The organism is Actinomadura macrotermitis (assembly GCF_009604375.1).
Lineage (GTDB): Bacteria > Actinomycetota > Actinomycetes > Streptosporangiales > Streptosporangiaceae > Spirillospora > Spirillospora macrotermitis.
In genome coordinates this window covers 1742586-1755518 of record NZ_WEGH01000002.1, presented here as the reverse complement: position 1 = coordinate 1755518, position 12933 = coordinate 1742586, and the positions used below count along the sequence as shown (strand labels likewise).

At 74.6% G+C, this 12933-nt stretch carries 14 protein-coding genes; 3 read left to right on the top strand and 11 right to left on the bottom strand.

Translation table 11 applies throughout. The features are described 5' to 3' along the window. Positions 1–18: 18 nt before the first annotated feature. Positions 19–672 carry a hypothetical protein gene (locus tag ACRB68_RS20245; RefSeq protein ID WP_235959459.1) on the bottom strand — a complete coding sequence of 218 codons (654 nt, stop codon included), beginning with the start codon at positions 670–672 and terminating at the stop codon, positions 19–21. A 67-nt stretch (positions 673–739) separates the two neighbouring features. Here ACRB68_RS20245 and ACRB68_RS20240 point away from each other — a divergent pair, with 67 nt between their 5' ends. Both ACRB68_RS20240 and ACRB68_RS20235 read left to right on the top strand, forming a co-directional pair. After that, positions 740–1627, top strand: a complete 888-nt coding sequence (locus ACRB68_RS20240; protein WP_153535206.1) for an HhH-GPD family protein — start codon at positions 740–742, stop codon at positions 1625–1627. A gap of 33 nt (positions 1628–1660) precedes the next feature. Then, positions 1661–2074: an ester cyclase gene (locus ACRB68_RS20235; RefSeq protein ID WP_153534356.1), complete on the top strand. Its 414-nt coding sequence runs from the start codon at positions 1661–1663 to the stop codon at positions 2072–2074. 58 nt (positions 2075–2132) lie between these two features. Here ACRB68_RS20235 and ACRB68_RS20230 read toward each other — a convergent pair whose 3' ends face one another. Beyond that, positions 2133–3125, bottom strand: a complete 993-nt coding sequence (locus ACRB68_RS20230; RefSeq protein WP_328594468.1) for a PRC and DUF2382 domain-containing protein — start codon at positions 3123–3125, stop codon at positions 2133–2135. Positions 3126–3405: 280 nt separating this feature from the next. On the opposite strand from ACRB68_RS20230, the gene add reads away from it, so the two are divergent. Beyond that, positions 3406–4377 carry an adenosine deaminase gene (add, locus tag ACRB68_RS20225; RefSeq protein WP_328594466.1) on the top strand — a complete coding sequence of 324 codons (972 nt, stop codon included), beginning with the start codon at positions 3406–3408 and terminating at the stop codon, positions 4375–4377. Here the strand turns inward: add and ACRB68_RS20220 are convergent. From ACRB68_RS20220 to ACRB68_RS20180, 9 genes are all read right to left on the bottom strand, one after another. After that, positions 4355–5023, bottom strand: coding sequence for an ArsR family transcriptional regulator (locus ACRB68_RS20220; RefSeq protein WP_153534351.1), 669 nt, complete (start codon positions 5021–5023; stop codon positions 4355–4357). The two genes, add and ACRB68_RS20220, sit on opposite strands and share 23 nt — an antisense overlap. Positions 5024–5251: 228 nt before the next feature. Continuing rightward, positions 5252–6043: an N-acetylmuramoyl-L-alanine amidase gene (locus ACRB68_RS20215; RefSeq protein ID WP_235959457.1), complete on the bottom strand. Its 792-nt coding sequence runs from the start codon at positions 6041–6043 to the stop codon at positions 5252–5254. Positions 6044–6054: 11 nt separating this feature from the next. After that, positions 6055–7422 carry an alkaline phosphatase family protein gene (locus ACRB68_RS20210; protein ID WP_153534349.1) on the bottom strand — a complete coding sequence of 456 codons (1368 nt, stop codon included), beginning with the start codon at positions 7420–7422 and terminating at the stop codon, positions 6055–6057. Continuing rightward, entirely contained in the window at positions 7419–8549 is a 1131-nt protein-coding gene (gene eboE / locus ACRB68_RS20205; protein ID WP_328594533.1) for a metabolite traffic protein EboE, read from the bottom strand. Before eboE ends, ACRB68_RS20210 begins: the two co-directional genes overlap by 4 nt. 2 nt (positions 8550–8551) lie before the next feature. Next, on the bottom strand, positions 8552–9397 hold the full coding sequence (locus ACRB68_RS20200; protein WP_153534347.1) for a TatD family hydrolase: 846 nt from the start codon (positions 9395–9397) through the stop codon (positions 8552–8554). Next, complete coding sequence (locus tag ACRB68_RS20195; RefSeq protein WP_207709744.1) at positions 9397–10005, bottom strand: EboA domain-containing protein; 609 nt, start codon at positions 10003–10005, stop codon at positions 9397–9399. The genes ACRB68_RS20200 and ACRB68_RS20195 overlap by 1 nt, the downstream gene beginning before the upstream one ends. Continuing rightward, entirely contained in the window at positions 9995–10840 is an 846-nt protein-coding gene (locus tag ACRB68_RS20190; RefSeq protein WP_153534345.1) for a sugar phosphate isomerase/epimerase family protein, read from the bottom strand. The genes ACRB68_RS20195 and ACRB68_RS20190 overlap by 11 nt, the downstream gene beginning before the upstream one ends. Next, positions 10837–11649, bottom strand: coding sequence for an SCO3242 family prenyltransferase (locus ACRB68_RS20185; RefSeq protein WP_153534343.1), 813 nt, complete (start codon positions 11647–11649; stop codon positions 10837–10839). Before ACRB68_RS20185 ends, ACRB68_RS20190 begins: the two co-directional genes overlap by 4 nt. Next, the gene (locus ACRB68_RS20180) at positions 11646–12806 is read right to left on the bottom strand and encodes an inositol-3-phosphate synthase (protein WP_153534341.1); all 1161 of its coding nucleotides are present in this window, start codon (positions 12804–12806) and stop codon (positions 11646–11648) included. Before ACRB68_RS20180 ends, ACRB68_RS20185 begins: the two co-directional genes overlap by 4 nt. Between the last annotated feature and the right edge of the window lie 127 nt (positions 12807–12933).

The window sequence follows — 12933 nt, the reverse complement described above, 5'->3', positions numbered from 1 at the left end:
ATCGACGCCGCGGGAGGCTCAGCGCAGCGCGAACACCTGCCGGGGCGCCTTCAGCCCGCGCGCCTTGATCTTGGCGACGTAGGTGCCCGGCTGGGCCTCCTCGCGGTGGCCGCGGCAGCCGTCGTTGCCGCGCCGCCGGTCCCAGGTGATCGTCTCGGTGTAGGGGATGCCGCGCCGCAGCAGCTGGATCGACGACCCGTCGCGCGCGCACTGCCGCGCCGACCAGACCCGGTCCGTCCCCGAGGAGACGCGCAGGTCGACCGAGTCGCGGCCGACGTCGAAGGTGCAGGCGCGCTCGCCGGTGTTCACCAGCGTCATCCGGAACTGCGGCTGCTCGCCGTCGCGGTAGACGTCCTTGACGGGGGCCAGGCTGAGCACCATGGCCTTCGGGTCGCAGGCGTCGCCGTCCTTCTTGCGCGGCTTGGCGGTGGTGGTCGCGGTGGCCGTGACGGTGACGGTCGGCATCACCGCCGGCGCCGCGGACGAGGCGGACGCGCTCGGCGTCCCCACCGCGGCGGCGTTCTGCACGGTGCGCTTGCCGTCGTCGTCGCCGCTGCACGCGTACACCATGAAGCCGATGGTGCCGATGACCCCGGCGAGGGCGATGGCCCGGCGCTTCCAGAACTGGTCGAGGCCCTCGTCGCCGTAGTCGCTTTCGGTGTCCTCCTCCATACGCTCAGTATGCATTCGCCGGTCTCGGCGGGGGCGGAGACCCGCCGTGCCACAATGGCGTCTCGTCATGCAGACCTCCCCGAACCCCGCCTCGCCCGTCCAGCCGATCCTCGCCTGGTACGACCGCCATGCCCGCGACCTGCCGTGGCGGGCGCCGGACGCCACGCCCTGGGGCGTGCTGGTCAGCGAGATCATGCTCCAGCAGACGCCGGTCGCCCGGGTGCTGCCGGTCTGGCGGGAGTGGCTGGCGCGCTGGCCCGAGCCCGCCGGCCTGGCCGCCGAGCCGTCCGGCGAGGCCGTCCGCGCGTGGGGGCGGCTCGGCTACCCGCGCCGCGCGCTGCGGCTGCACCAGGCCGCCGTCGCGATCACGCAGCGGCACGGCGGCGCGGTGCCCGCCGACCACGCCGAGCTGCTGGCGCTGCCCGGCATCGGCGCCTACACGGCCGCGGCGGTGGCGAGCTTCGCGTTCGGGCAGCGGCACGCGGTGCTGGACACCAACGTCCGCCGCGTCCTCGCCCGCCTGGTGTCGGGCGCGGAGTACCCGCCGAAGTCCCAGACCCGCGCCGAGGTGCGGCTCGCCGAGTCGCTGCTGCCGGACGACCCGGCCACCGCGGCCCGCTGGGCGGTCGCGGCCATGGAGCTCGGCGCGCTGGTCTGCACGGCCCGCTCGCCCCGCTGCGCGGACTGCCCGGTGCTGGACCGGTGCGAGTGGCAGCTGCGCGGCCGCCCCGCCTACGACGGGCCGCCCCGCAAGGGCCAGACCTACGCGGGCACCGACCGGCAGTGCCGGGGCCGGCTGCTGGCCGTCCTGCGCGACGCGCACGGCCCGGTCGGCAAGCCCGCGCTGGACGTGGTGTGGGCCGACGCCGTCCAGCGGGAACGCGCCCTGGACGCCCTCGTCGCCGACGGCCTCGTCGACCCCCTGGACGACGGCCGCTACGCCCTGCCGTCCTAGTTTCGCCATCGCCGCGGCGGGCAGGCGGAATCCATGAGCGATCGCATCGCGGACATGTACCGCCGCTGGCTCGGGGAGCTGTGGCAGGGCGACCTGCCGGTGATCGAGGAGCTGTGCGCGCCCGGTCTCCTCAGCCACTGGGCCGGCGAGGAGGTCCAGGGCCGCGACGCGGCCGCCGCGCGGATCGCCCGGACGTTCACGCTGTTCGACGACGTGTCCACCGAGCTGATCGCCGGCCCGGTCGTGGACGGCGGCACCGTCGCCGCGCACTGGTCGTTCTTTGGCGCCTACCGGGGCGGGCTGCCCGGCACCACGGCCGCGCCCGGCACGAAGGTCGCCTTCACCGGGACCGACATCCTGCGCGCCGAGGACGGGCGCTTCGTGGAGTACTGGGTGGTCAGCGACGTGCTCGGCATGATGACCCGGCTCGGCGCCGCGTTCGCCTGAGCGCAAGGAACCGGCCTCCCGGGGCGTGTGGCCGGGAGGCCGGGGTCTCGGGGCGCGGTCAGCGCCGGTAGCGGTCGCGCTGCCGGTCGTGCAGCATCGGGTCGGGCGCCATGCGCCGGTCGCCCAGCATGTCCACCTCGTCCTCGGGGACGACCTCGACGCGCTCCTTGCGCACCTCGTCCTCGACGTCCTCCTGCTCGGTGTACTGCTCGACGCTGACCCGCACGCGCTCGACCGCGACGGTCTCCTTGCTGACGATCACCCGCTCCTCGTGCAGGATGATCACCTGCTCGTCCTCGCCGATGCTCGGCTCGCCGCTGTAGTCGCCGGTGACGGGCTCGCGCTCGACCTTGAGGCGCTCGCGGATCACCGGGACCGACATCTGCACGTGCTCGATCTCGACCCACTTGCGCAGCCGGGCCTGGCCGCTCTCCAGCTGCTCCTTGTCGATGCGCAGCTGCTCCTCGGAGCGGATCAGCTCCACGCCCTCGGTGTGGGCGGTCTCCTCCCGCCCGGGCTTGTGGGAGTTGGCGGGCCCGGGCCGGCCGCCGATCATCGCGGCCCGGTCGGGTTCGGGGGCGCGGTGGCCCCCCACGCGCTGGTCGGGCGGCTGCTGGGCGACCGGCCGCTGCGAGGCGTAGTGCTGCTCGCCGGGCCGGTGCCCGGGGTGGCCCGCCGGGCCGGGCGGGACGGGCTGCCCGTTGGCCTTGCCCGGCTGGTTCGGCACGGTGCCGCGGGCCGGCTGCAGGCCGTAGTAGCGGTAGAGCTCGGCGACCTCCTGACGCCCCAGATGCTGGTCGGCGTCGATGCTCGGCGCGCCTTTGATCTTTTCCTTGTCATAGGGCACCTGAAGGGTGTCGCCATGGTGCCGCGCGTCGGCGAGCGGAATGAAACTCTCCCGCTGGCCGAACCACCCGGTGTTCACCGTGACCCATTCGGGGGCACCGGTCGCGTCATTGAGGTAGACCTGCTTGACGTGCCCGAGCTTGGCGCCGTCGCTGCCGGTGACCTCGCGGTCCATCAGTTCCTTGCCGGTCGTCTTGGTCTGCACGTCGAATCCCCTTGCGTGCTCGGCTCCGTTCCCGGCGGCCGCCGCCCCTGGAAACGGATCCAGAATGTGCTCTCATTTGCACGAGTCGCCTCGCCACCTTTTGTCTTTCCGGAGCCGCTGCCACGAAACGCATAATGATCATCATTTAATGGCCGGATGAAGAACCAGGAACGCCCTTTAAAGAAAAATGGCCGCCACCACATCGAGGTGATCGTTTGACGTCCCGGCCGCCCGTAATCGGCTGGCCGCCGGGCGGCCGCTCCCCCTAACGTGGACGACCGTGCGCGATCTGCTGAAGCTGCCCAAGACCCACCTGCACGTCCACCTGGAGAGCACGGTCCGCTGGCCGACGCTCCGCGAGATCGGCGCCGCGAACGGCCTGACGGTCCCGGACCGGCCGCCCGCCTTCGCCGGTTTCGCCGACTTCTTCGAGCAGAACGCCCTGATCCGGGACGCCCTGTGCACGGCCGGCGACTTCCGCCGCGTCGCCTACGAGTACTGCGCGGACGAGGCCGCGCAGGGCACCCGCTACGCCGAGGTCTCGTTCACCGCCGCCGCGCACGGCGAGCGCCTCGGCGACCTGGACATGCCGCTGAAGGCCGTCCTGGAGGGCCTGGAGCAGGGCCGCGCCGACTTCGGCATGGAGACGCGGGTGATCCTGGACCACTCGCGCCGCCGCTCGGTCGAGCGCGCCTGGCGCACCCTGGAGCTGGCCCGCCGGCACGACGCGGTCGTCGCGGTCGGCCTCGCCGGGGACGAGGCCTACCCCGGCGACCCGTTCACCGAGGTCTTCGCCGCCGCCCGCGACACCGGGCTGCACGTGGTGCACCACGCCGGGGAGGCCGAGGGCGCGGCGAGCATCCGGCAGGCGATCACCTCCGGCCGCACCGAGCGGCTCGGCCACGGCATCCGGGTGCTGGACGACGCCGCCCTCACCGCCGAGGTCCGTGACCGCCGCATCCCGCTGGAGGTCTGCCCGTCCTCCAACGTCGCGCTCGGCTTCGCCGCCTCGCTCGCCGCGCACCCGCTGCCCCGGCTGCGCGACGCCGGGCTGCTGGTCACCGTCAACACCGACATCCCGGCGCTGATCGGCACCCCGCTGTCGGGCGAGTACGCGCACCTGCGCGAGGCGTTCGGCTACGACGACGCGGTGCTCGCCGAACTGGCCCGCAACGGCGTGGACGCCTCCTTCGCCCCCGCCGCGACGAAGGAGCGCCTGCACGCCGGCATCACCGAATGGCTGACGGGCTGATCTGGACGGTCCGCCCGGCGCGGATCTCGCGGAGGAAGGGGTCGTCGTCGCCCGCCCACGCCGCCGCCGAGCGGACCACCGCGTGCACGGGCAGGCCGAGCCGCGCCGACGCCTCCTGCGCCGCGTCGAACGCGGCCTCGGGCGGCACCGCGCCGATCACCAGCACCTCGACGTCGCCGCCCTGGTGCCCGGCCGCCCACGCGCCGAACAGGTGCAGCCCGGTGACGCCGCGCAGCCGGCCGAACTCCTCGGCGAGCACCCCGGCCGGCCCGTAGGTGAGCGCGAGCAGCTGCGCCAGCGGCTCGAACAGCGGGCTGGCGGGATTGCGCGCGACCAGCCGCCCGCCCGTCGTGCGGCGCAGCACGAGCAGGTCGGCGCGGACGAGCCGGTCGATCTCCCGCATGACCGACCCGAGGTCGGTGCGCAGCATGACCGCCAGGTCGAGCATCGCGTGCTCGCGGGCCGGGCCGAGCAGCAGCCGGGCGAGCAGCTCGCCCTGCAGCCGGGACCGGAAGATCGGGAGCCGGGCGGGCGCGGGCGCCCGCAGGTCGCGCAGGAACAGCTGCGCGAGGTGTGAGTCGAGGGGACGGGCCGACCGCCCACCCCGCCGGAAGTCCGCCGCCGAGCCCAGCAGATTCGATCGCATGTTCGAATACTACGAACCTGGTACGACAAAATCCCCACTCAGCAAGCCGATGCGTGTGCCTCCAGTCCGCACGACCCCAGCCCGCGCGAGCGCGACCGGAGGCTGCCGCGCGGGCCGACGCCGAAGGCGAGGCCCGTGCGGCAGGTCGCGAAGCGACGCAGCGCTCGCCGCCTGGCCGGTCGGCTCCGAGCCGCCAGGCGAGGAGCCGGGCCGGAAAGGCCAATAAATTCAGCGGCGCACGTAGGTGCTCAGGCCCGCGGCCAGGGCCGCTGCCGCGCGCTGGCGCCAGGCGGCGCTCTTGAAGTTCGCCGCGTCGGTGCGGTTGCGCATGTTGCCGCACTCGATGAACACCTTCGGCACCGTCGACATGTTCAGCCCGCCGAGGTCGGTGCGCACGTCGACGCCCTTGCGCGCGACGTAGTTGGCGTACGGCTCGCCGGTGCCGCGCCGGAAGGCGTCGCGGATGTCGTAGCCGAGCCGCTTGGACGGCTTCACGATCGGCCCCGTGTAGCCCTTCACGTAGCCCGGCATGATGACGTGGAAGCCGCGCTTACCGGACGGCGCCCCGTCGGCGTGGATGGAGACGGCCGCGTCGGCGTGGGCCTTGTTGCCGATGGCGGCGCGCTGGTTCACGCACGGCCCGACGCCCCGGTCGTTCGGCCGGGTCAGCTTCACCGTCGCGCCCTGCGCGCGCAGCAGCCGGGCCAGGCGGTTGGCCACGTCCCAGGTGTAGGCGTGCTCGGTGTAGCCGGAGTTGGTGGACGTGCCGGTCGTGTCGCACGCCTTGCGGAACGGCCCCGCCTTCACCTTCTTGTTGATGATCTTGGGGTACTTGTAGTTGAGGCCGTTGTGCCCGGGGTCGATGACGATGACCTTGCCCGCGAGCGGCCTGGCGGCGGCCGCCGCGACCGGGCGGGCCGCCGCCGGCGGGGCGTCGTCCTGCCCGAGCGCCACCCCGGCGATGCCCGCCGACGCCGCCACCACGACCATCCCGACACTCAAACCGCGCCAAAGCACCATGGGACCGCACGCTACCGGAGACCGGCGAGGCTCAGCAGTAGTGATTTCACATCCGTTGCGGCGTATTCGGTCCGCTCCAGCGGGTGCGAGCAGAGCAGCACCGGCCCGTCCTGCGGGTCGGCGGGCAGGCGGCCGTGGCTGCCGCGCACCGGCAACGGGTCCAGCGGCACCACGTTCATCGCGTAGCGCATGCCGAGCTCCTTGCGGGCGAGGGCGCCCGCGGCGCGCAGCTTGACGAACCGGTCGGACGGGTCGAAGAACAGCTCCGCCGGGTCGTACCCGGGCTTGCGGTGGATGTCGACGAGCCGGGCGAAGTCGGGCGCGCGGGCGTCGTCCAGCCAGTAGTAGTACGTGAACCAGGAGTCGGGTTCGGCGACCGCGACCAGCTCGCCGGAGCGCTCGTGGTCCAGGCCGTGCCGGGCCTTGCCGTCGCCGTCCAGGACCTCGGCGACGCCGGGCAGGTCCGCCAGCACCTTGCGGGCCGTTTCCAGGTCGGCGGGGTCCTTGACGTAGACGTGCGCGATCTGGTGGTCGGCGACGGCGAACGCCCGCGACGTCCACGGGTCCAGGTACTCCATGCCCGCCTGCCGGTACACCTCCAGCAGGCCGGCGCGGCGGAGCGCCCGGTTGACGTCCACCGGCCGCGACACCGGCGTGATCCCGTACTCCGACAGCACCACGGTGACCGCGCCGGCCGCGGCGGCGTCGTCCAGCAGCGGCGCGAGGACGCGGTCGACCGCGCGGGCCGCCGCGACCGCCTCCGCCCCGCCCGGCCCGAACCGCTGCAGGTCGTAGTCCAGGTGCGGGACGTACACGAGCGTGAGGTCGGGCCGCTCGCGCTCCAGCAGGTACCGCGCCGCCTTCACGATCCACGCGCTGGAGGCGATCCCGGCCTTCGGCCCCCAGTAGGTGAACAGCGGGAACCGGCCGAGTTCGCGGGTGAGGTCCACCCGCAGCTCCGGCGGGGTGGTGTAGCAGTCGGGCGACTTGCGGCCGTCGGCGTGGTAGACCGGGCGCGGGGTGACGTTCCAGTCGACGTCGGCGCCCATCGCGTACCACCAGCAGACGTTGGCGACGCGGTAGCCGGGGTGGGCGCGGCGCGCGTCGTCCCAGATCTTCGACCCGCCGACCAGGGCGTTGTGCTGCCGCCAGAGCAGCACCTCGCCGAGGTCGCGGAAGTACCAGCCGTTGCCGACGACGCCGTGCTCGCGCGGCGGCGCGCCGGTCAGGAACGTCGACTGCGCCGAGCAGGTGACGGCGGGCAGCACCGTGCCGAGCGCCGCCTCGGCGCGCATCGCCCTGGTCAGGTTGGGCATGTGCGCGAGCAGCCGCGGGGTGAGGCCGACGACGTCGATCACGACGAGCGGGGTGGGGGTCATGCCGGGTGCTCCTCTTTCAGTCCGAGGTCGATGAGGCGGTCGCGGGTCCAGGCGAGCTCGGCGGCGATGCCGTCGGCGAGGGCCCCGGGGGTGCGCGGCGGGTCGGGCAGGACCTCCCAGGTGTAGGTCTCGACCTCGATGTGGCGGGTCAGCGCCCGGTCGCCGCCGAACAGCACGGCCAGGACCTCCTCCAGGACGGGCCCGGTGGAGCGGAGCGGCGGCGCGGGCGGGGCGTGCAGCGGGACGTGGAAGTGCACCCGCCAGGCGGCGTCGCCGGGCAGCCAGCCGTCCAGGGCGGCGTCGAGGTCGTCGGTGCCGTGCAGGTGGCCGGCCTCGCGGGTCTGGTGCAGGAAGCGCGGCTCGGCGAACGAGGCGAGGGCGCGGCGGGTCGCGGGGTCGGCGGGCCGGTCGGCGTGCAGCGCCGCCGACGCCTGCAGCTTGACGATGGACGGCCCGAGCCGCGCCACCGCCGCCGCCGGGTCCTCGAACGCGACGGCCAGGTGGCAGGCGTCCAGGCAGACCCCGAGCCCCTGCGCCGCCGCCTGCGCGGTGGTCTCCACGACACAGCCCGGCTCGGGCTCGAACCCGACCCGGATCGTCTTGCCGGTCTCGGCCGCCAGCTCGGCGAGGCCCTCGGCGAGCAGGGCGCGGTGCCGGGCGGCCGTGGCGGCCTGCCCCTCGGTCCAGGGGTGCCGCCAGGCGAGCGGCAGCGTCGAGACGCTGCCCTCGGCGACGTCGTCCGGCAGCAGGCCGGCGAGGATGCGGGCGAGGTCCAGGGTGTAGCGGAGCCGCGCCGGCTCGGTCCAGTCCGGGTGGTAGACGCGGTGCTTGACGACCTCGGCCTGGAAGCCCTGGTAGGGGAAGCCGTTCAGCGTCACCACCTCCAGGCCGTGCCGGTCCAGCGCCGCGCGCAGCCGCGCGAGCCGCGCCGGGTCGGCGACCAGGACGTCGGCGACGCCGCGCGCGAGCCAGAGGCCGACGCCGAGCAGCGGCACACCGAGCCGCTCGCGGGCCGGGCGGGCGTAGCGGCCGAGCTGGCCGATCACGCCGTCCAGGTCCTCGGCCGGGTGGACGTTGGTGCAGTACGCGAGATGGACGAGCGACCCGTCCGGATGCCGGAAGCGCACGCTCACCCGCCCCGCTTGATGGTGTTGCCCGCGTACTCGGCCTCGGGGGCGGCGTCGTCCAGCTCCAGCCGGCCGCTCTGGGCATAGAACGCCACGGGGTTGCGCCACAGGACGGTGTCGACGTCGCCGGCCGAGAACCCGGCCTCCAGCATCGCCAGCCCGACCTTGTAGGTCTTCAGCGGGTCGCTGCGGCCCCAGTCGGCCGCCGAGTTCACCAGGATCCGGTCGGTGCCGTACTCCTTGAGGAGCGCGACCATGCGCCGCTCGTCCATCTTGGTGTCGGGATAGACCGAGAAGCCCATCCAGGACCCGGCGTCCTTCACCATCGCCACGGTCAGCTCGTTCAGATGGTCGACCAGCACCCGCTCGGGCGGCAAGCCCGACTCCCGCACCACGTCCAGGCTGCGGCGGGTGCCGGCGGCCTTGTCGCGGTGCGGGGTGTGCACCAGCACCGGCAGGCCGTGCTCGGCGGCGAGGCCGAGCTGGACCCGGAACACCTCGTCCTCGGCGGGCGTCATCGCGTCGTAGCCGACCTCGCCGACCGCGACGACGCCGTCCTTGGCCAGGTAGCGCGGCAGCAGCTCCAGCACGCCGCGGCAGCGCGGGTCGTTGGCCTCCTTGGGGTTCAGCGCGATCGTGCAGTGGTGCCGGACGCCGAACTGGGCCGCCCGGTAAGGCTCCCAGCCGAGCAGCGCGTCGAAGTAGTCGGTGAACGAGCCCACCGAGGTGCGCGGCTGGCCGAGCCAGAACGCCGGCTCGACGACGGCGCGGACGCCCGCCGCGCGCATCGCCTCGTAGTCGTCGGTGGTGCGCGAGCTCATGTGGACGTGCGGGTCGAAGATGCGCATCACAGGTGTCCGTTCTGTTCGACCACGTGGACGATGTCGGGCGCGATGTCCCGTCCCGCCACGCGGCGTTCGTGCGTGTAGTCGGTGAGCATCCGGATCAGCTCCCGGTCGGCACGGCGGGCCAGGCCCGCCACCCTCGTCAGCGGGACGCCGGTGAAGGCGCACTTCAGGACGGCCTGCCGGTAGGCGTCGTCGTCCAGGTGCGCGGCGGCGTAGGGGCCGACGGCGGCGGTGATCAGCCGGGCGTCGTTGGTGCGCAGCGCGTCGTGGACGATCGGCAGGCCCGCGTCGCCGAGGGCCCGTTCGGCGTCCAGCCGGGCGAGGCCGCGCAGCACCGCGACGCGCTCGGCGGCGTCGCCGTACCGGTACAGGTCGAAGACCGCCGCGCCGAGGCCGGCGCCGGTCAGCGGGAGCGCGAGCATCAGCCGGACCCGGACCTCCTGGTCCACGCTCCATTCCGGCCGGCCCGACACCGGTTCGCGCCCGCAGGCGCGCCCGGCGGTCGGGAACAGCGCGCCGATCGCGGCCGGGTCGGCGGCGCAGTGCGCGGTCGCGTAGGCCAGCCAGGCCCAGCCTTTGGCGTCCATCACCAGGTCGTCAGGCTCCACCGGCACCTCCCAGGGCACCGCGCAGGAAGCGCAGGGAGCGTTCCGCGACGGCGGGCGCGGCGTGGCCGTGCCGGGGCAGCTCCACCCCGACCAGCCCCCGGTAGCCGGTCGCGGCGAGCGCGGCCAGCACCGGCGGGAAGTCGATCTCCCCGTCGCCGAACTCCAGGTGCTCGTGCACACCCCGCCGCATGTCCTCGATCTGGACGTTCACCAGGTACGGCCCGGCCCGCCGCACGCACTCGGGCACCGGGTCCGGCTCCAGGCAGCGGCAGTGCCCGATGTCGAGCGTCAGCCCGAACCGGCCGGGGCGGCCGAGCCGGTCGCGCAGCTCCTCGAACCCCGCGATCGTCTCCACGAACATGCCGGGCTCGGGCTCGAAGCCGAGCGGGATCCGGTACCGGTCGGCCTCAGCGAGGACGGGCTCGATCCCCTTGACCAGGCGGTCCCAGGCCGCCTCGGCGGCCAGCCCGGCGGGCGCCGCGCCGCTCCAGAACGAGACCGCCTCCGCGCCGAGCTCGGCGCCGATCCACACCGCCCGGCAGAGCAGGTCGATGCGGCGCTCGGCGTCCCCGGCGGGATCGAGCAGTGTCGGACGGTGCTTGCGGCGCGGGTCCAGCACGTACCGGCCGCCGGTCTCGATCACCGTCCGCAGGCCGAGCGCGGCCAGGCGCGCGGCGGTCCGCGACAGCTCGCGGGCGAGGTCGGGGCCGTAGGGGTCCAGGTGGTTGGAGTCGATGGTCAGCGCGACGCCGTCGTAGCCGAGGTCGGCGATGACGCCGAGCGCGTCGGTCAGGCGGTGGTCGCCGAACCCGTTGGTCCCGTAGGCGAATCTCATGTGGGCGACACCTTCCGTGCGAGCCGGCGGGCGAGCGGGTGCAGCGCGGCGACGGCCGCCGCCGCGACGGGCCGGCCCCGGCCCGCGATCAGGCCCGCCTGCAGCGGCAGCACCCCGAGGATGCTCGCGCCGACGCCCGCCCGGACCGTCGCGGCGTCCGGTTCGCGGGCCGCCTTCAGCTGCGCCGCGCCGACCGTCCCGGCATAGGCCGCGAGCAGCCCGTACCGGGCCGCCCGGTCCCGTCGGGGGCCGGTGTGGCGGGCGGCGAGCGCGGCCGCGGCGCCGGTCGCGGCGAGCGCCACGCCCGCGCGGGCCGCGCTGCCGCCGGTCACCTCGCCGCGGCTGAGGACCGTCACCCCGAAGGTGTGCGCGGCGACCGCGCCCGCCGCCGCGCTGTCGGCGCCGCCGAGCAGGACGTCCAGTCCGCGTGCCGCCGCCATCGCCGCCGGGCCCGCCGGGGTGTCCTTCAGCAGCAGGTCGTAGGACCACACCACGGCCGCGAGTGGCGCCGCCATGGCCAGCGTGCGGCGGCCCTGCACCGCTGCTAGAGCGAGGCCGGCGGCGGTGAGGCCGGACGCGACGCCGAGCGCGCGCGCTGGAGTGACCCGCCCCGACGGGATGGGTCGCTCGGGCCGCTCCTTGGCGTCCAGCTCCCTGTCCGCGTAGTCGTTCAGCGCCATCCCCGCCCAGTACAGGCAGACCGACGCCAGCGCGGGCGCGAGGCCCCGCGCGCCCCCGGCCAGAGAGTCGCCCGGGACGGTCAGCGCCGCCGGAGCGCGCACCAGCTCCGCCAGATCTCGTGCGTTCATTGAGTGCCTCCCAGTCCGTGCACCCACGTGTGCAGCAGGTCGTACTGCGCCGAGACGCGGTGCTCGTCGGTTCCGACCGGATCCTTGAAGAAGAAGGCGAGGGCGGGCAGCGCGCCGCTCTCCCCCGCCTCGTGTGCGCGCGCTACGAGCCGCGCCAGATCCAGCACCAGCGGGGCAGCGAGCGCCGAATCGCAGCCCTGCCAGGTGAACTGCAGCGTCATCCGCGCGCCGAGGAACCCCTCGAAAACCACGTGGTCCCAAGCGGTCTTCCACTCGCCCATCGCCTGCACATGGTCGATGTGGGTCTCCCCCTCGACCGGGCCGCCGAGGATCTCCCGCAGCGCCCGGTCCTTGGAGGCCGTCTTGCTCCGCCGGGCCGCCGGATCGGCCAGCGTCGCCCCGTCGCCGCCGCCGAGCAGGTTCGTGCCCGACCAGGACCGCACCTCCAGCGCGCGGTCCGCGAACATCGGCGCCAGCGCCGTCTTCACCAGCGTCTCGCCGGTCTTGGCGTCACTGCCCGCGTACGGCAGGCCGCGCGTGCGGGCCAGCTCGTCCAGCGCGGGCAGCCGCGCCCCGGCCGACGGCGTGAAGTCCACATACCCGCAGCCCGCCGACAGCGCCGCGTACGCGTACAGCGAGCTCGGCGGCAGCGGGCCCGCGCCCGGCTCGTCCATGGCGCGTTCCAGCGCGGCGAGATCGCCGTGCTCGGGCTGCCGCGCGCAGGGCGGCTCGGTGGACGCCACATTGATCACCACCACCCGGTCCAGCCCGTGCCGCTCCCGGAACCCGGCGATGTCGGCGACCAGCCGCGCCACGTCCGCGCGGCGGCTCCGCGCCCCGCCGTCCCAGCCGCCCAGGCCGGGCCGGATCTCGGCGTCGGCCGCCTCCAGATCCGCGCGCACCGCCTCCAGCAGCGGCGCCGGGACGACCCCGCCCCGCACCAGCTCCTCCGCCCGCTTCGGCAGCGGCGTCGCCACCACGTCATGGCCGCCGAACACCAGCTCCCCCAGCGGTGGCAGCCCCGCCCCCTGGAACGCCGGCGACTCCGTCACGCACCCGGCCGGCGGCGCCAGCCCCGCCCGCAACGCCGCCGCGCCCGCGACGGCGGTGGTCGCCACCGAGCCGCGCGCGCCGACCAGCCACACCCCGACACCCATCGATCACTCCCCCGTGCACCCGGGGCCGGGACCACCGGGCCCCGGCCGTCCGTGCCCGGCGGTCCCGCCAGGTAGCGGCAGGACCACCGAGCGTAATCACGCGTCCGGTTCTAACCCGGCTTCACCG